The organism is Streptomyces parvulus (assembly GCF_014648855.1).
Taxonomy (GTDB): domain Bacteria; phylum Actinomycetota; class Actinomycetes; order Streptomycetales; family Streptomycetaceae; genus Streptomyces; species Streptomyces parvulus.
In genome coordinates, this window is record NZ_BMRX01000014.1 from 174977 (window position 1) to 192754 (window position 17778).

At 74.9% G+C, this 17778-nt stretch carries 17 protein-coding genes and 1 riboswitch; of the genes, 8 read left to right on the forward strand and 9 right to left on the reverse strand.

Annotated elements, in window-relative coordinates:
- The first annotated feature begins 21 nt into the window (after nt 1-21).
- Nucleotides 22-2412 carry a transglutaminase TgpA family protein gene (locus IE108_RS26970; RefSeq protein ID WP_064727438.1) on the forward strand — a complete coding sequence of 797 codons (2391 nt, stop codon included), beginning with the start codon at nt 22-24 and terminating at the stop codon, nt 2410-2412.
- 89 nt (nt 2413-2501) lie between these two features.
- On the opposite strand, the gene IE108_RS26975 is transcribed toward IE108_RS26970, so the two are convergent.
- From IE108_RS26975 to IE108_RS26985, 3 genes are all read right to left on the reverse strand, one after another.
- On the reverse strand, nt 2502-2906 hold the full coding sequence (locus IE108_RS26975) for a spore wall synthesis complex protein (RefSeq protein WP_064727439.1): 405 nt from the start codon (nt 2904-2906) through the stop codon (nt 2502-2504).
- 275 nt (nt 2907-3181) lie between these two features.
- Nucleotides 3182-3985: a methyltransferase gene (locus IE108_RS26980; RefSeq protein WP_064727440.1), complete on the reverse strand. Its 804-nt coding sequence runs from the start codon at nt 3983-3985 to the stop codon at nt 3182-3184.
- A gap of 152 nt (nt 3986-4137) precedes the next feature.
- Entirely contained in the window at nt 4138-4686 is a 549-nt protein-coding gene (locus tag IE108_RS26985; protein ID WP_064727441.1) for an SAV_6107 family HEPN domain-containing protein, read from the reverse strand.
- Nucleotides 4687-4871: 185 nt separating this feature from the next.
- On the opposite strand from IE108_RS26985, the gene IE108_RS26990 reads away from it, so the two are divergent.
- Nucleotides 4872-5501: a TetR/AcrR family transcriptional regulator gene (locus IE108_RS26990; protein WP_064727442.1), complete on the forward strand. Its 630-nt coding sequence runs from the start codon at nt 4872-4874 to the stop codon at nt 5499-5501.
- Nucleotides 5502-5939: 438 nt separating this feature from the next.
- The gene (locus IE108_RS26995; protein WP_064727443.1) at nt 5940-7436 is read left to right on the forward strand and encodes a phytoene desaturase family protein; all 1497 of its coding nucleotides are present in this window, start codon (nt 5940-5942) and stop codon (nt 7434-7436) included.
- Between the two features lie 42 nt (nt 7437-7478).
- Here the strand turns inward: IE108_RS26995 and IE108_RS27000 are convergent, their stop codons facing one another.
- From IE108_RS27000 to IE108_RS27025, 6 genes are all read right to left on the reverse strand, one after another.
- Nucleotides 7479-8465 carry an SCO2102 family sporulation regulator gene (locus IE108_RS27000; protein ID WP_064727444.1) on the reverse strand — a complete coding sequence of 329 codons (987 nt, stop codon included), beginning with the start codon at nt 8463-8465 and terminating at the stop codon, nt 7479-7481.
- A gap of 56 nt (nt 8466-8521) precedes the next feature.
- Nucleotides 8522-9445, reverse strand: a complete 924-nt coding sequence (gene metF / locus IE108_RS27005) for a methylenetetrahydrofolate reductase [NAD(P)H] (RefSeq protein ID WP_064727445.1) — start codon at nt 9443-9445, stop codon at nt 8522-8524.
- A 136-nt stretch (nt 9446-9581) separates the two neighbouring features.
- Nucleotides 9582-10241, reverse strand: coding sequence for a thiamine phosphate synthase (gene thiE / locus IE108_RS27010; RefSeq protein WP_064727446.1), 660 nt, complete (start codon nt 10239-10241; stop codon nt 9582-9584).
- A gap of 116 nt (nt 10242-10357) precedes the next feature.
- Nucleotides 10358-10723 carry an Rv2175c family DNA-binding protein gene (locus tag IE108_RS27015; protein WP_064727447.1) on the reverse strand — a complete coding sequence of 122 codons (366 nt, stop codon included), beginning with the start codon at nt 10721-10723 and terminating at the stop codon, nt 10358-10360.
- Nucleotides 10724-10780: 57 nt separating this feature from the next.
- Entirely contained in the window at nt 10781-12052 is a 1272-nt protein-coding gene (locus IE108_RS27020) for an NAD(P)/FAD-dependent oxidoreductase (RefSeq protein WP_261340666.1), read from the reverse strand.
- 32 nt (nt 12053-12084) lie between these two features.
- Nucleotides 12085-12435 carry an avidin-fold protein gene (locus IE108_RS27025; RefSeq protein ID WP_064727448.1) on the reverse strand — a complete coding sequence of 117 codons (351 nt, stop codon included), beginning with the start codon at nt 12433-12435 and terminating at the stop codon, nt 12085-12087.
- A 52-nt stretch (nt 12436-12487) separates the two neighbouring features.
- Nucleotides 12488-12598: riboswitch (TPP riboswitch) on the forward strand.
- Between IE108_RS27025 and thiO the strand changes: the two genes are divergently transcribed.
- The 5 genes from thiO to IE108_RS27050 all read left to right on the forward strand — a co-directional run bounded on the left by thiO (nt 12596) and on the right by IE108_RS27050 (nt 17771).
- Nucleotides 12596-13825, forward strand: coding sequence for a glycine oxidase ThiO (gene thiO / locus IE108_RS27030; RefSeq protein ID WP_064727449.1), 1230 nt, complete (start codon nt 12596-12598; stop codon nt 13823-13825). Its footprint overlaps the riboswitch before it by 3 nt.
- Nucleotides 13822-14022, forward strand: coding sequence for a sulfur carrier protein ThiS (gene thiS / locus IE108_RS27035; protein WP_064727450.1), 201 nt, complete (start codon nt 13822-13824; stop codon nt 14020-14022). Before thiO ends, thiS begins: the two co-directional genes overlap by 4 nt.
- 3 nt (nt 14023-14025) lie before the next feature.
- Nucleotides 14026-14823: a thiazole synthase gene (locus IE108_RS27040; protein WP_064727451.1), complete on the forward strand. Its 798-nt coding sequence runs from the start codon at nt 14026-14028 to the stop codon at nt 14821-14823.
- Nucleotides 14824-14922: 99 nt separating this feature from the next.
- The gene (gene pknB / locus IE108_RS27045) at nt 14923-16887 is read left to right on the forward strand and encodes a Stk1 family PASTA domain-containing Ser/Thr kinase (RefSeq protein WP_064731709.1); all 1965 of its coding nucleotides are present in this window, start codon (nt 14923-14925) and stop codon (nt 16885-16887) included.
- Nucleotides 16884-17771, forward strand: coding sequence for a deoxyribonuclease IV (locus IE108_RS27050; RefSeq protein ID WP_064727452.1), 888 nt, complete (start codon nt 16884-16886; stop codon nt 17769-17771). The genes pknB and IE108_RS27050 overlap by 4 nt, the downstream gene beginning before the upstream one ends.
- Nucleotides 17772-17778 lie beyond the last annotated feature (7 nt).

Below are 17778 nucleotides of genomic sequence, written 5' to 3' on the forward strand. Positions count from 1 at the left end.
CGCTCGGCGGGAGGGCGCGCGATGAGCGGGCGGGCGCGGCTGTCGGTGTGCGCGTGGGCGGCCACGCTGATGGCGGCGTGCGCGCTGCTGCCCCTGGTCGAACCGGCGACGTGGATCCTCCAGGCCGCGCTCCTGCTGGCGGTGCAGGCCGCGGTGGGCGCCGCGGCGCGCCGGGTGCCGCTGGCGCGGCCGCTGACCGTCGCCGTCCAGGCCCTGGTCACGCTGCTGCTGCTGACCCTGGTCTTCGCCCGGCAGCAGGCGTTCGCCGGGCTGGTGCCCGGCCCGGAGGCCGTCCAGCGCTTCGGCGACCTGCTGCGACAGGGCGGCGACGACATCGCCCGGTACGCGATCCCCGCGCCGCTGGAGTCCGACGGCATCCGGCTGATGCTGGTCGGCGGGGTACTGGTGATCGGACTGCTGGTGGACACCCTCGCGGTGACCTTCCGCAGCGCCGCGCCGGCCGGCCTGCCGCTGCTCGCGCTGTACTCGGTGGCCGCGGGGCTCTCCGAGGGCGGGGCCGACTGGCTCTGGTTCCTGGTGGCGGCGGTCGGCTATCTGACGCTGCTGCTGGCGGAGAGCCGCGACCGGCTCTCGCAGTGGGGCCGGGTCTTCGGCGGCGCCGCGCGGACCCCCGGTGCCGAGCAGGGCGCCGCGGTGGCCCCGGTCCGCACCGGACGGCGCCTCGGCGCGTTCGCGCTGGGCATCGCCCTGGTCGTGCCCCTCGCCCTGCCCGCGATGAACGGCGGGCTGCTGGACAGCGCCGGGCCCGGCGTCGGCTCCGGGACCGGGGGCGGCGGCACGATCTCCGCGGTGAACCCCCTGGTCTCCCTGCGGGACAGTCTCAACGTCGACGAGAACCGCCAGGTCCTCTCCGTCCAGACGGACTCGGAGGACCTGTCCGACCTGTACCTGCGGATCGTCTCCCTGGACGACTTCGACGGCACCACCTGGAAGCCGTCCAAGCGGAAGATCACCGGTGTACCGAAGGGCTCGTTCCCCACCCCCGTCGGCCTGGGTCCCGACATCGACCGGGAGGAGACCCGGGCCTTCGTCACGGCCGCCGACTGGTACGCGCAGGACTGGCTGCCGATGCCCTACCCGCCCAGCGGCGTCCGCGTCGCGGGCAACTGGCGCTACGAGCCGGTCGGCATGACCCTGGTCGGCGACCACGGCCAGAACACCCGCGGCCTGAAGTACGAGGTGCGGAGCCTGAACGTGCGGCCCACGGCGGATCAGCTCGCCGCCGCGCCCCCGCCCCCGGAGGCGCTGCGGCGCGAGTACACGCAGCTGCCCGACTCGCTGCCGGGACTGGTCGCCCGCACCGCCCGCGAGGTCACCGCCGGCGCGGCGAACCCGTACGAGCAGGCGGTCAAACTCCAGGAGTACTTCGCGGTCGACGGCGGCTTCGAGTACGACACCGAGGTCAGGGTCGGCAGCGGCTCGGAGGCGATCGCCCGGTTCCTGCGGGACAAGGAGGGCTTCTGCGTCCACTTCTCGTTCGCCATGGCGGCGATGGCCCGGTCCCTGGGCATCCCCGCCCGGGTGGCGGTGGGCTTCGCGCCGGGCTCCCCGCAGGCGGACGGCTCGGTGTCGGTGGGGCTGCGGGACGCGCACGCCTGGCCCGAGGTGTACTTCGAGGGCGTGGGCTGGACCCGCTTCGAGCCGACACCGACGCGCGGCTCGACCCCGTCGTACACCGTGCCGGACACGCCGGGCAGTGCGGTGCCCGATCCGGCGCTGCCCTCCGAGGACAGCCGGACCGAGCCGTCGGCGGCGCCCTCGACGAGCGAGAGCTGCTCGGCGCAGGACAAGAAGCTGGACGCCTGCGACACCGAGTCGGCGCTGCCGGTCCCGGTCTCGGACGGCGGCGGACCGAAGTGGTACGAGGCACCGGCGTGGACCCTGGCGGCCCTCCTGGTGCTGCTGGTGCCGCTGTCACCGATGCTGTGGCGGCTGCGCACCAGGGCCCGGCGCCTCGGGGCGCACGGCCGGACCGAGGCGGACGCCGCCCCGCACACCCTGGCGGTCTGGCAGGAGCTGGCCGACACGGCGTGGGACCACGGCATCCCGCCCGAGGAGTCGCAGACGCCCCGCAAGGCCGCGGCCCGCATCGTCCGGCTCGGCCGGCTCGATCCGACGGCCGCGGCCGCGGTGCACCGGGTGGCCGACGCGGTGGAGCAGGTCCTCTACGCGCCGCGGCCGCGCCCGACGGCGGGGCTCGCCGGGGACGTGCGGCTCGCCACGGCCGGCCTGCGGGCGTCGGTCGGCCGTCGCACGCGGCTGCGCGCGACGATCGCCCCGCGTTCGACCGTCCGGGTGGTGTGGGCGCTCTCGGACCGCTGGACGGCGCTGAAGCGGCGCGCCGCGGCGGCGCGGCCGAACCTGCGGAAGACCTCCGGCCAGCAGGGCTGAGCCGACCGGACGCACACGTGAGGGGGTGACCACCTGATCGGTGGTCACCCCCTCACGCAGTGGTCCTGGTGAGCGGCTGCTCGGGCGGGCTACTGGCCGCCCTGCTGCTCGTCCCTGCGGCGCTGCCAGCGCTCGTCGATGCGGTCCATCATCGAGCGTTTCTGGCGCTGCTGGCGTCCCGCGGTCTGTGGTCCGGCACCCGCGGCCGGCTGCTCGCCCGGCTTGGGAGCCTTGCGCCAACCGGTCACGGCGAGCACCGCGCAACCCAGCATGACCAGGAAGCCCACCACGCTGAGCCACACCTGCTGGGCGACCATACCGGCCATGAGGAGCGCAATACCCACGAGGAAGCCCGCGACCGCCTGGTAGACCCGTCGCCGGGTGTACGTACGCAGCCCGCTTCCCTCGAGCGCTGTCGCGAACTTGGGATCTTCGGCGTACAGCGCTCGCTCCATTTGCTCGAGCATGCGCTGCTCGTGCTCCGAGAGCGGCACGGAGTCCTCCTCATCGTGCAGTCGCCGGGGCGACCCGGGGGGTCCCTTCAGGATAGGCAGGGAATCGCCCCCGTGAAACCCGCCCTCTACGCCAATTGGCCAACCGGTTCCCGTCATGGGCGTGCCGGCTCGCTGAAAGTCCCATTCCCCAGCGGCCGACCCGTCATGCCGGGCGGTCTCCCTCGATCATACGGCGAGTGGCCCCCGTTCGGGGGGCCTGTGGCGTACTCCATCTGCAGTCGCGCCCCTGATCAGCGGCTTACCCCAGCGGCTGCTCAGGCCCCGCCGGTCCCTCCGGTCTCACCGAGCACATGAAGCTGCGTGGCCACAGAATGGAAGGCGGCGATCTCGGCCGCCGCGGCCTCCAGCCTGAGCAGCGCGTCCATGGCGCCCGGCTCGGTGTCCACCAGCACGCCGGGGACCAGGTCGGCGAAGACCCGCACGCCGTGCACGGCGCCGATCCGCAGCCCGGCGGACTCGACGAGTCCGGCGAGCTGTTCGGCGGTGAACCGGCGGGGCACGGGGTCCCCGGTGCCCCAGCGGCCGTCCGGGTCGGTGAGCGCCTGGCGGGCCTCCGTGAAGTGACCGGCGAGGGCGCGCGCGAGGACGGCGCCGCCGAGGCCCGCGGCGAGCAGGCTGAGGACGCCCTCCTCGCGCAGGGCGGCGACCGCGTTGCGGACGCCCTCGGCGGGGTCGTCCACGTATTCCAGGACGCCGTGGCACAGCACCGCGTCGTAGCCGCCGCGCTCGACCACGTCGAAGAGGCCGTGGACGTCGCCCTGGACGCCCCGCACGCGGTCGGCGACGTCGGCCTCGGCGGCACGGCGCTCCAGCGCGAACAGGGCGTTGGGGCTCGGGTCGACGACGGTGACGCGGTGGCCGAGGCGGGCCACCGGCACCGCGAAGTTGCCGCTGCCGCCGCCGGTGTCGAGGACGTCCAGCGCCTGGCGGCCGGTGGCCTTCACCCGGCGGTCCAGGGCGTCCTGGAGGACGTCCCAGACCACGGCGGTGCGCAGGGCGGACCGGGAGCGCGAGGGCTCGGAGCGCGGCGTCGCGGGGTTCGGGCTCGGGTCCGACACGGCAGATGTCTCCTCGGCGCGGCACCGCACCGGACTCGGGCGGAGCGAACGGGCTGCCGCCCCCGCCCGGTGCGGGAGAGGGAGGCTTCAGGCGCCTCCCACCCTATTGCCTCCGGTGGGCCCGCCCGGTGGCGCCCGGTGCCCCGCGCCGCTCATCCCGTGTCCGGCAGGTCGGGGTCCGGCCGGTCGGCGTCGGGGCGGGGCTGGGGCAGCACCGGCTGGAGGACCAGCATCCGCTCCACCAGGCGCAGGAACATCGCCACGTCGCGTATCAGGTCGTCGGCGTCGCGGCGGCCCGCCGCGCCCTGGATGCCGGCCTCGGCACGGGCCCGGCGCCGGGCGCCGGCGGCGAACAGGGCGCTCCAGTCGGACAGCTCGGGCGCGATCTCGGGCAGCACTTCCCAGGCGCTGCGGATGCGGGCCCGGCCCCGCGGGGTGGTCTCCGGGCGGCCGCGGGCGGCGAGAACCGCGGCGGCGGTGCGCAGGGCGGCGAGGTGGGCCGTGGCGTAGCGCTCGTTCGGCGTTTCCAGGGCGTCGGCCTCCTCCAGGCCGGAGCGCGCCTGGGCGAGCAGGTCGAGGGCGGCGGGCGGGGCGGTCGCCCGGCGGAGCACGGGGTGCACGTCGCTCGCCGGGCCGTTCAGTGAGGGTGCAGGGCCGGCTGCGCGGCGCCGCCGGGGGGCGGCTGCTGACGAGTGGGCCATGACGATCCTCCTGTCGTCTCCTTGACGGCATACCCCGGGCAGGAGGTGCCGTATGTGCCCATCGTGAGGTATGGCACTGACAATCCGTTCTGACCAGGCCTTTTGATTCGATCGGCCGTTCGGTTCGGCGGCCGGGCGGGCCCTGCGGTGCCCATGGCGCCGGGGGTGCTGTGAGAATCGGGACCATGGAAAGCAGCAGCACCGCCGTGCCGGGCAGCAGCCGTCGCGAGGCCACCCGGCAGAAGCTGTACGAGGCGGCCGTCACCCTCATCGCCGAGCAGGGTTTCTCCGCCACCACCGTGGACGAGATCGCCGAGCGGGCCGGGGTCGCGAAGGGCACGGTCTACTACAACTTCGCCAGCAAGGCCGTCCTCTTCGAGGAGCTGCTGCGGCACGGCGTCGGACTGCTCACCGCCTCGTTGCGGGAGGCCGCGGAGCGCACCGCGCGGGAGGGCCGCGGGCGGGTCGACGCGCTGGACGCGATGATCCGGGCGGGGCTCGTCTTCATCGACCGCTACCCGGCCTTCACCCAGCTCTACGTGGCCGAGCTGTGGCGCACCAACCGGGCCTGGCAGTCCACGCTGCTGGTGGTGCGGCAGGAGGCCGTGGCGGTGGTGGAGGGCGTGCTGCGCGAGGGCGTGGCATCCGGCGAGTTCAGCGACGGCATCGACGTGCCGCTGACCGCCGCGGCGCTGGTCGGCATGGTGCTGGTGGCGGCGCTGGACTGGCAGTCGTTCCAGCCGGAGCGCTCCCTGGACGACGTGCACGCGGCGCTGTCGCGGCTGCTCCAGGGCCGGGTGAGCGGACGGCCCTGAGCCGCCGCCGGGGCACGGAGAACGCCGGTCCGCGGTGGCCGCGTCCCCCGCGGGCCGCCGTCGGACCGGCGTCTCCTCCTGCTCCCCCTGCGTCCCCCCGTCCGGAACCCCCGTCGCCGGTCGTTCCCCCGGGTTCCCCCGTGCCTCGCTCCCGCCGACCGCGGCCGGCGGAAGGAGCGGATCGCGGGCCCGGCTCCGTTCCGGCACCCCGTGTCGCCGGTACCGGAGCCGCGCCCCTCTCCGTGGTTCCCACTCTTCCGTTCCCGGGGGCCGAAGCCCATCCGCGCGGCTACTCATCCCGGGGGCTGAGTACGCGTACTCACCCCTGCGCACCCCGGCCCGCGGCCGGGCGCGGCCGGCTGGTCACGAGGGCGCCCGTCGCGGTACTCGGCCGAGGGCGGGCGAGGGCTGTCGGTGGCGGCGGATAAGGTCCCTGGCATGGCACGGATTGCGGTGATCGGCGCCGGGATGGGCGCGATGGCGGCCGCCGCCCGGCTGGCCGTCGCGGGCCACCGGGTGGTGGTGTACGAGCGGACGGGGACCTACGGCGGCGCCCTCGGCCGGTTCGAGCGGGACGGGTTCTCCTTCGACACCGGCCCCGGTCTCCTGCCGCTGCCCGCGGTCTGGCGCGACCTGTTCGTGAAGACCGGCCGGGAGCCGCTGGAGTCCTGCGTCGAGCTGGTCCAGGTCGACCCGTCGGCACGGCACGTGTTCGCGGACGGCACGGAGGTCGCGCTGCCGAACGCCTCGCGGGCGGGCGTGGTCGAGGCCCTGGACGCGGCCCTCGGGCAGCCCGCCGGACGGCGCTGGAGCGACTTCCTGGTGCGGGCCCGGGAGGCCTGGGACCGGACGCGCCGCCCGCTCCTGGAGGAGCCCCTGTGGCCGAACTGGGAGGTGCTGGCCGAGCGCGACCCCTATCCGTCGGTCCCGCACAAGCGGCTGCTGCGCACCCGCCGGGCCGGGACGCTCGCCGAGGTCGGCGCCTGGGAGCTGCGCGACGCCCGGCTCTCCGCCCTCCTGGGCTGCCACGCGCTGGCGTACGGCCTGGATCCCCGCACCGCCCCGGCGAACACCGCCGTGCTGCCGTACATGGAGTACGCGTTCGGGATGTGGTACGTGCGCGGCGGTCTGCGGGAACTGGCGCGGGCGGTGTACGAGCGGTGCCTGGCCCGGCGGGTCGAGTTCCGCTTCGACGCCGAGGTCACCGGGATCGTCGAGAAGGACGGCCGGGTGGCGGGTCTGGAGCTGGCCGAAGGGGGCCTGGCGGAGGCCGAGTTGGTGGTGGCCGGTGTAGCGCCGGACGTGCTGGGCCGGTTGTGCGGCGGGGTGCCGGTGCGCGGCGCGGGCGACGTGCCGCCGCAGCGCGGTGGGACGAGCCGGCTGACGGTGCATCTGGCGCTGCGCGGCCGGCGCGCGGAGGGCGCGGCACACCGGACGGTGGTGCACGCGCCGGACGCGGAGGCCGAGTTGGAGGCGCTGTTCGGCCCGGAGCCCTTCATGCCCGGGCGCCCCACCGTCACCGTGCTGCGGCCCGACGACCCGGCGCTGGTCCCGGACGCGGACCACGAGGCGGTCACCCTCACGTCGGTGGTATCCGCGCGGGCCACCCCGGACGCCGAGGAGGCGGCCGGACGCCTCGTCGACGCGGCCGAGCGGGCGATGCCCGGCCTGCGCGACCGTCTCCTGTGGCGCGAGGTGCGCACCCCGGCGGACGTCGCGGCGGCCACCGGCGTGGCGGACGGCGCGATTCCGGCGCCGGCGCTCGCGGCGGCCGGCGGACGGCTGCTCCACGCGGCGAACAGCACGCGCACGGAGGGGCTGTTCACGGTCGGCGGCTGGTCGCACCCGGGCGGCGGGCTTCCGCACGCCGGCATGTCGGGCGCGCTGGTCGCCGGACTCGTGGTGGAGGGGCCGGAGTTCCGCGGCTCCCAGTGAGCGGCGGCGGGCGGTGACGCCCGCCGGCCGCCCCCGGATCCGTCAGAAGCGGTACTGCTCGTCGTAGCCCTGCCCCTGACCCTGCCCGTGGCCCTGGGTCTGGCCGTTGTCCTGGTAGGGGTACGGCTGCTCCGGCGGCAGCTCGCCGCCGTAGGGGTCGTCGGTGCTGCGCTGCTGCGGGACCCAGACCCCGCCGGCCGGAGTCTCCCCGCCGTAGCCGCCGTGCGTGCCGGTGGCGTACTGGTCCTGCCCGTAGCCCTGCTGGCCGTACTGCGGGGTGCCGGTGGTGTCGTAGCCGCCGGTGTCGTACGACCCGCCGCCGTAGGCGTGGGTGCCGATGTACGGGTCGGAGTAGGCGGCGTACTGCTGCTGGCCGCCGGTGTCGTAGCCGTACCCCTGCTGCCCGTAGCCCGAGTAGTCGAAGGCGTAGGCCTGGTCGGCGCCGGGCGCGGCGGCCGGTGGCTGCTGGTCCTGGCCGTAGCCGGAGTCCGCGTAGACGCCGTACGAGCCGGTGTCGTCCGGCATCGGCTGCGGCTCGTAGACGGCCGTGGTCTCGGCGGCCGCGGGGCCGGCGGGCCGGGCCGGGGTGAAGACGTCGTCGCGGTCGTAGTCGTCGTGGCCGTAGGACGGGCCGTCACCGGCCGGCGCCTGGCCGGCGGGCCCGTAGCCGTCGTGGTGGCCCTGGCCGGGGTCGGCCGATTCGAGGCCGGAGACCTCCAGGGTCGGCTCCTGGCGGCCCCGCTCGGGACGGCCGCGCCTGCCGACGAGGCTCGTGGGGGCGTTGACCGCCCAGCCGGCCTCGAAGCCGCGCCGGAAGGACAGCGTGACGTAGGTCTGGCCGACCGCGAAGGCGGCGGCGCCCGCCCCGATGACGAGCACGTTCGACATCAGCACGCCGGCGACGACTCCGACGAAGCCGCCGAAGGCGAGCAGCCGCCAGCGCAGCCGCGCCTTGTACTGCAGCAGCACCTCACCGAGCAGCCACAGCGCGACCACGCCGAACGCGATGTAGAGGACCGTCCAGCCCATGTACGCCCCTCTCCCAGTGGCCGTTACGCAGTGTGTCGTAAATATGTGCGGCCGGTCTAGGCCCGCGGTGGGTGGTGCAGGCCCAGGTTCTCGTAGATCTCCAGCGTCGCCGTGGAGTTGTTCAGCGTGATGAAGTGCAGTCCGGGAACACCCTCGTCCAGCAGTCGCGCGCAGAACTCCGTGGCGAACTCGATGCCAATGGAGCGTACAGCCGCCGGATCGTCCTTGGCTGTGAGGATCCGCTCTTTCAGCTCCGGCGGGAACGCGGCGTTGCTCAGCTTCGGCAACCTCTCCAGCATCTTCACACTGGTCACCGGCATGACCTCGGGGATGACGGGGGTCTCGCAGCCCGCCGTGTCGACCCGGTCGCGCAGCCGGAGGTAGGAGTCCGCCTGGAAGAACATCTGCGTGATCGCGTAGTCGGCGCCGGCCCGGCACTTGTCCACGAAGTGCCGGACGTCCGCGTCCCAGTCCGCGGAGCGCGGGTGCATCTCCGGGAAGGCCGCGACACCGACGCAGAAGTCGCCCGACTCCTTGATGAGCCGGACCAGTTCGGCCGCGTAGGTCAGGCCCTCCGGGTGGGCGATCCAGTCGGCCGCCGGATCGCCGGGCGGGTCGCCGCGCACGGCGAGCATGTTGCGGATCCCGGCGTCGGCGTACTGGCCGATGATGTTGCGCAGCTCGGCGACGGAGTGGTCGACGGCGGTGAGGTGGGCCACCGGGGTCAGTGTCGTGTCGGCGACGATCTGCTCGGTCTCGCGGACCGTGCCCGCGCGGGTGGAACCGCCGGCGCCGTAGGTCACGGAGACGAAGTCCGGCGCCACCGCCTCCACCCGCCGCAGCGCGTTCCACAGGTTCTTCTCGCCCTTGGGCGTCTTCGGCGCCGAGAACTCGAACGAGTACGTCGTCTTGCCGGTGGCGAGGATGTCGCGCACCGTGCGGGCGCGGTCAGTCCTCGTGCTTGCGGTTCCGAGGGCCATACGGGCAGGTTAGCCAGGGGGCGGCGGTGACCCAACCGGATGCGGGATATTTGTCCGCATTGTCGATTTGTTGTCCACCCATTGGACACATGCCTTCGGCATCCGTTTCCCCGCCCGTACCTGCGCCGACACCCCGCTACGCCTGCCGGAGCCGCTTGGCGAACTCGGCCGCGGCCGCGCCCGGATCCTCCGCCGCCGTGATCGCGCGGACGACGACGGCCCGCCGGGCGCCCGCCTCCAGCACCTCGTCGAGGTTGCCGAGGTCGATGCCGCCGATGGCGAACCAGGGGCGCTCGGTGCCCAGGGACGCGGTGTGGCGCACCAGGTCGAGGCCGGGCGCGTGGCGGCCGGGCTTGGTGGGGGTGGGCCAGCAGGGGCCGGTGCAGAAGTAGTCCACACCGTCCTGGACGGCGGCCGCGGCGGCCTCGGACGCGGCGTGCGTGGAGCGGCCGACGAGGACGTCGCCGCCGAGGATCGCCCGGGCGGCCGGGACCGGGAGGTCGCCCTGGCCGAGGTGCAGCACGTCGGCCCGGGCGGCGTGCGCGACGTCCGCGCGGTCGTTGACCGCGAGGAGCTTGCCGTGCCGGGCGCAGGCGTCGGCGAAGACGGCCAGGTGCTCCAGCTCCTCGGCGGCCTCCATGCCCTTGTCGCGCAGCTGCACGATGTCGACGCCGCCGGCCAGCACGGCGTCCAGGAACTCGGGCAGGTCGCCCTGGCTCCGGCGGGCGTCCGTGCACAGGTAGAGCCGGGCGTCGGCGAGCCGGGCGCGGGCGGTGGTCGGAGCGGTGTCGGGCATGCGGGTGTCCCCCCTTGTCGGTCGGTGGCGCGGGCCCGTGCGGGCGGCACGGCCGCGTGGCACACGGGCCGCGGACCGTGCCGGTCGCGCGGCCCGTGCGCCGGGCGGTGGGTCGGTCAGACGGCGAGCGCCTGGGCGCGGCGCTTCACCTCCGTACCGCGGTTCTCACTCAGGGCCTGGGCCGGGGTGCCGGGCAGGCTCGGGTCGGGGGTGAAGAGCCATTCCAGCATCTCCTCGGGCGAGAAGCCGTCGTCCCGCAGCAGCGTCAGGGTCCCGACCAGGCCCTTGACGACCTTGTCCTCGTCGATGAAGGCCGCGGGGATGTGCAGCGCGCGGTTCTCACCCCGGCGGACGGCGATGAGCTGGCCTTCCTTGATCAGCTGGCGTACGCGGGTCACCTCGACACCGAGCTTCTCGGCGATGTCGGGAACGGTGAGCCAGGCAGGCACGAGAGCATCGGTCTTTGCGTCAATCTCGGTCACCTCTCCAGCCTGCCATCTGCCACCGACAGGAGGAAGCCGGACCCGTCCCGCCCGGTCCTAGGCGGTCGCCGCCTTGAGGGGCCTGGCGGGGTCGGCCAGCAGCACCGGGTCCAGCACCGTGCCCGCCTGGATCAGGCGTCTGCCCTGCGCCAGGTCGCGCGGGCGGCCCACCGCCAGGAGGGCCACCAGGCGCCCCTCGCGCAGCCAGCAGGCCGTCCACGCCGGGCCCCCGGGGTCGCCGCGCCACAGGACGGGGTCGGCGTCCGTGTGGTGGCCGGCGTACTGGACGAAGCGGCCGAACTGCTCGGACCAGAAGTACGGCACCGGGTCGTAGGCGGCCGGGGCCTCGCCCGCGGGGGCGCCGACGATGTCGGCGGCGACCGTGCGGGGGCCCTGGAGGGCGTTGTCCCAGTGGTGCACCAGCAGCCGCTCGCCGTAGCGGGCGGAGGGGAAGGAGGCGCAGTCGCCGACCGCGTGGACGTCCGGTACCGAGGTGCGCAGCCGGTCGTCGGCCAGGACCTCGCCGTGGGCGCCGAGGGCGATCCCGGAACCGGCGAGCCACGCGGTGGAGGGGCGGGCGCCGATGCCGACGACGACCGCGTCGGCGGGCAGCCGGGTGCCGTCGTCCAGGACGACCCGCAGGGGCTCGCCGCGGTCGGCGGGCTCGACCCGCTCCACGCGCGCGTGCGTGCGCAGTGCGGCGCCCGCGTCGGCGTACCAGGACGTCATCGGCGCGGCGACCTCGGCGGGCAGCGCGTCCGCGAGGGGCCGGTCGGCGGCCTCCACCACGGTCACCGCGCAGCCGGCCTCGCGCGCGGCGGTGGCGAACTCGGCGCCGATCCAGCCCGCGCCGACGACGACGATGCCGTGCCGGCGGGCGAGTACCGGGCGCAGCCGCTCGGCGTCGTCCAGCGTGCGCAGCAGGTGGACGCCGGGCACGCCGTCGGTGCCGGGGAGCCGGACCGGTTCGGCGCCGGTGGCGAGGACCAGGGCGTCGTACGGCACGGGTCCCTCGGAGGTGTCGAGGAGGTGTGCGCCGGGGCGGACGCCCAGGGCCTCGCAGCCGAGCCGCAGGGTGATGCCGAGCGCCTCGAAGTCGACGTCGAAGGCGGAGCCCTCGGCCGTGCCGAGCAGGACGGCCTTGGACAGCGGGGGCCGGTCGTAGGGCTGGTGGGGTTCGGCGCCGATCAGGGTCAGGGCGCCGGTGTACCCCTGCTCGCGCAGGGCGACGGCGGTCTGCACGCCCGCCATGCCGGCGCCCACCACGACCACGCGGCGCCCGTCGCCCGCCGCCGGTTCCGGTCCCCGTTCCCGCGTCTGCTCGCTCACCTGATCACCTTAGCCACCTGACAAATTGTCAGTCAGCGTCCGTGCACCGTGACCTGCTCCACAACGCTCGTGCCGCGGCCGGGGCGCGACTCCCACTCCCAGCTCTCCTCCAGGCGCACCCGCCCGTCCGGCAGCTCCACCACGGCCGACACGCAGTGCCCGGACGCCGTGCCGCCGTCGGTCCCGAGCTGCACGTACCGGAAGTCGAGCCGGTCGCCCGCCCGGGTGCCCACCAGGTACCCGCGGACGATGTCGCCGCCCGCGTAGTCGGCCCAGACCACGCCGTCCCGCTCGTGGTACGCGAACCGGGTGCGGGCGCCCACCTGGCCGGGGGCCTGGTCGGCGACGGGGGCGAGGACGAGACCGTCGAGTGAACGGGGCACGGCGGGAGGCTCCCTTACGAGTGCGAGGCGCTGCGGGCTAGGCTGGCCAACGTAAAGCACTCGCGGGAGCCCGGCGCACCGGGCTGAGAGGGAGGCTGGCGGCCTCCGACCGTACGAACCTGATCCGGGTCATGCCGGCGAAGGGAGGGGCTGGACGCCCATGCCGTCCTCGACACACAGCTCGTCACACGGCTCGTCGCCAGAGAGCTCGTCCGCGCACACCGTGTCCCGCAGGCCCGACGTCCTCGTGGTGGGCGGCGGCGTCATCGGCCTGGTCACCGCCTGGCGGGTCGCGCAGCGCGGGCTCGTCACCGCCGTGGTGGACCCCGAGCCGGGCGGCGGGGCGGCGCAGGTGGCGGCCGGGATGCTGGCCGCGGTCACGGAGCTGCACTACGGCGAGCAGACGCTGCTCGCGCTGAACCTCGCCTCGGCCCGCCGGTACCCGGAGTTCGCGGCCGAGCTGACCGACGTCACCGGTCACGACCTCGGCTACCGGCGCTGCGGCACCCTCGCCGTCGCGCTGGACGCCGACGACCGGGCCCACCTGCGCGAGCTGCACGCCCTCCAGCAGCGCTCCGGCCTGGAGTCCGAGTGGCTCACGGGGCGCGAGTGCCGACGCCTGGAGCCGATGCTCGCGCCGGGCGTGCGCGGCGGCCTGCGGGTGGACGGCGACCACCAGATCGACCCCCGGCGCCTCACCCACGCGCTGGTCGCCGCCTGTGAGCGGGCGGGCGTGGTCTTCCACCGCGTGTGGGCCGACCGGCTCACCGTCGGGCACGGGGAGCGGGCCACGGGGGTCGTCACCGCCGACGGCACCGCGCTGGAGGCCGGGCAGGTGGTGCTGGCCGGGGGGAGCCTGAGCGGCCGGCTCGAGGGCGTGCCGGACGCCGTACTGCCGCCGGTGCGGCCGGTGAAGGGGCAGGTGCTGCGGCTGAAGATGCCGCGCACACACGGGCCGCTGCTGAACCGCACCGTGCGCGCGGTGGTGCGCGGCAACCCCGTCTACCTGGTGCCCCGGGAGAGCGGCGAGCTGGTGGTCGGCGCCACCAGCGAGGAGCTGGGCTGGGACACGACGGTGACCGCGGGCGGGGTCTACGAGCTGCTGCGCGACGCCCACGAGCTGGTCCCCGGCATCACGGAGCTGCCCCTGACGGAGACCCGCGCGGGTCTGCGCCCCGGCTCGCCCGACAACGCCCCGATGCTCGGCCCGACCGGCCTCGACGGGCTGCTGCTGGCCGCCGGGCACTACCGCAACGGCGTGCTGCTCACCCCCGTCACCGGCGACGCCATGGCGCACGCCCTGACCACCGGGGAGCTGCCCGACGAGGCCCGCCCCTTCACCCCCCGGCGCTTCGACGCCGTCCCCGCACTCTCGGAGCGGTCCGCATGAACATCTCCGTCAACGGCGAGCCGCGCGAGGTGGCTCCCGGAACGGCCCTGGACACCGTGGTGGGCACGCTCACCGCCGCGCCGTCCGGAGTGGCCGCCGCCCTGAACGAGACCGTGGTCCCGCGCGCGCGGTGGTCCGCCACCGCGCTGGCCGACGGCGACCGCGTCGAGGTCCTCACCGCCGTACAAGGAGGCTGAACCATGGCCGACGACCCCTTCGTCCTCGCCGGCACGTCCTACGCGTCGCGTCTGATCATGGGCACCGGCGGGGCGCCCAGCCTGGACGTGCTGGAACGCGCCCTGGTGGCCTCCGGCACCGAGCTGACCACCGTCGCGATGCGGCGCGTGAACGCCTCGGTGCACGGCTCCGTGCTGTCGGTGCTGGAGCGGCTCGGCATCCGGGTGCTGCCCAACACGGCGGGCTGTTTCACCGCCGGGGAGGCGGTGCTCACCGCCCGCCTCGCGCGCGAGGCGCTCGGCACGGACCTGGTGAAGCTGGAGGTCATCGCCGACGAGCGGTCCCTGCTGCCGGACCCGGTCGAGCTGCTGGACGCGGCGGAGACGCTGGTCGACGACGGGTTCACGGTGCTCCCCTACACCAACGACGACCCCGTCCTCGCGCGGAGGCTGGAGGACGTCGGGTGCGCCGCGATCATGCCGCTGGGCTCGCCCATCGGGTCCGGTCTCGGCATCCGCAACCCGCACAACTTCGAGCTGATCGTGGAGCACGCGCGCGTGCCGGTGATCCTGGACGCGGGGGCCGGTACGGCGTCGGACGTGACGCTGGCGATGGAGCTGGGGTGCGCGGGCGTGATGCTGGCCTCGGCGGTCACGCGGGCGCAGGAGCCGGTGCTGATGGCGTCCGCCATGCGGGCGGGCGTGGAGGCCGGGCGGCTGGCGCGGCTGGCGGGGCGCATCCCGCGGCGGCACTTCGCCTCGGCGTCGTCTCCGGCGGACGGGCTGGCCGCGCTCGACCCGGAGCGGCCCGCCTTCCAGTGAGCCGGCCGCGTGTCACGTGCGTCACAGGTGCGCTGCAGTACCGCCCCGGTGGCGGGCGGCGAACGCGGGGTGTCGGTCGTGGCTCGTACACTCGCCTGCGTGGACACGACCCTTCAGGACCCCCTCGTCGGGCAGGTGCTCGACGGCCGGTACCGCGTCGAGGCGCGGATCGCGGTCGGCGGGATGGCCACGGTCTACCGGGCCGTGGACACCCGCCTGGACCGCGTGCTCGCGCTGAAGGTGATGCACCCGGCGCTCGCGACCGACGCCGGATTCGTCGAGCGGTTCATCCGCGAGGCCAAGTCGGTGGCCCGCCTCGACCACCCCAATGTCGTCCAGGTCTTCGACCAGGGGGCCGACGGGGCGTACGTGTACCTGGCGATGGAGTACGTGGCCGGCTGCACCGTCCGTGACGTGCTGCGCGAGCGCGGGGCGCTGCGGCCGCGTGCCGCGCTGGACATCCTGGAGCCGGTGCTGGCCGCGCTCGGCGCCGCGCACCGGGCGGGGTTCGTGCACCGCGACATGAAGCCGGAGAACGTGCTGATCGGGGACGACGGCCGGGTCAAGGTCGCCGACTTCGGCCTGGTCCGCTCGGTGGACACCGTCACCAGCACCACGGGGGCCGTCCTCGGCACCGTCTCCTACCTGGCGCCCGAGCAGGTCGAGCACGGCTCCCCCGACCCCAGGGTCGACGTGTACGCGTGCGGTGTGGTGCTCTACGAGATGCTGACCGGCGGCAAGCCGCACGAGGGGGACTCGGCGGCGGTGGTGCTCTACAAGCACCTCCACGAGGACGTGCCCCCGCCGTCCGCCGCGGTGCCCGGCCTGGCGTACGAGCTGGACGAGCTGGTCGCCGCCGCCACCGCGCGCAACCCGGAGATCCGGCCGTACGACGCCGTGGCCCTGCTCGCGCGCGCCCGCGATACGCGCGCCGCCCTCAGCGAGGAGCAGCTCGACGCGGTGCCGCCGCAGGCGCTCGGTACGGAGCACGGCGACCGGGGCAGCCACGACCATCACGACAACGCGGAGGACCGCACCAGCGTGATCCCGCGTTCGCTGACGGTGCCGCGTCCGCTGCCGGTCGACGGGGACGAGTTCGGCGACGCGGGCGACGGAGTGCAGCGCACCAGCCGGCTGGCGTCACCGCCGCCGGACCCGCCCCGGCGCCGGGGGCCCGGGGTGCGGCGCGGCCCGCTGGCGGTCGTCGTGGCCGTCCTGCTGGTGCTCGGCCTGGGCACCGGCATCTGGTACATCAACTCCGGCCAGTTCACCAAGGTGCCGCCACTGCTGTCGAAGACCGAGGCGGAGGCCCGCGACCGGCTGGAGGACACCGGGCTGGACGTCGGCAAGGTGCGGCACGCGCACAGCGACACCGTGGACCGCGGCCGGATCATCAGCACCGACCCCGGCGTGGGCTCCCGGATCCGGAAGAACGACTCCGTGTCGTTCACGGTCTCCGGCGGCCCCGACACGGTGAAGCTGCCGGACCTGGAGGGATACCGGCTGGACCGGGCCCGGACACTGCTGAAGGACGAGGGGCTGGAGCCCGGCATGGTCACCCGCGCGTTCAGCGACGGGGTGCCGAAGGGCTTCGTGATCTCCACCAAGCCCGCGTCGGGCACCACGGTACGCGGCGGTTCGGCGGTCGCCCTCGTGGTCAGCAAGGGCAGCCCGGTGGACGTCCCCGACGTCACCGGCGACGCCCTGGAGGACGCCCGGACCGAGCTGCGGGAGGCCGGCCTGGAGGTGAGGGTCGCCGAGGAGCGGGTGAACTCCGAGCACGACAGCGGCCAGGTCGCCCGGCAGACCCCGGACCCCGGCAGCCGTGCCGCCGAGGGCGACACGGTGACGCTCACGGTGTCCAAGGGCCCCCGGCAGATCGAGGTCCCGGACGTGGTCGGGGACAGCGTGGACGACGCCAAGCGGAAGCTGACGGACGCCGGGTTCCGTGTGGACGAGGACCGCGGGCTGCTCGGGCTGTTCGGCGACACCGTGAAGGAGCAGTCCGTGGACGGCGGGGACACCGCCGCCGAGGGCTCCACCGTCACGATCACCATCCGATGACCGCGGACCCGGACGGGACGCGCGCGCTCCCCCGCAATCCGATCGGCGGCCACGTCCCCGTGGCCGGCGGGCTGCACTCCGTGGGGCTCTCCTACGCGCGCGAGCTGCGGGCGGAGACCGTGCAGGTCTTCGTCGCCAACCCGCGCGGCTGGGCGACGCCGGCCGGCAACCCCCGGCAGGACGAGGCGTTCCGGGAGGCCTGTACGGCCGGGTCGCTGCCGGTGTACGTGCACGCCCCGTACCTGATCAACTTCGGGTCGCACACCGAGGCGACGGTGGAGCGCTCGGTGGAGTCGCTGCGGCACTCCCTGCGGCGCGGGCGGGCGATCGGGGCGCGGGGCGTGGTCGTGCACACCGGCAGCGCGACCGGCGGACGGGAGCGGTCGGTGGCGCTCGCGCAGGTCCGGGAGTACCTGCTGCCCCTGCTCGACGAGCTGACCCACGACGACGACCCGTACCTGCTGCTGGAGTCGACGGCCGGGCAGGGCTCCTCGCTGTGCTCGCGGACCTGGGACTTCGGCCCGTACTTCGAGGCGCTGGACGCCCACCCGAAGCTGGGCGTGTGCCTGGACACCTGCCACGTCTTCGCGGCGGGGCACGACCTGACCGGCCCGTCCGGCATGCACCGGACGCTGGACCTGCTGGTGGACACGGTCGGCGCGGGCCGGCTGAAGCTGATCCACGCCAACGACTCCAAGGACGTGGCCGGCGCCCACAAGGACCGGCACGCGAACATCGGCGCCGGCCACATAGGCGAGGACCCGTTCCGGGCGCTGATGACCCACCCCGCGACCGAGGGCGTTCCGCTGGTCATCGAGACGCCGGGCGGCAAGGAGGGGCACGCGGCGGACGTGGAGCGGCTGAAGAAGCTGCGCGACGGCTGATCCGCGC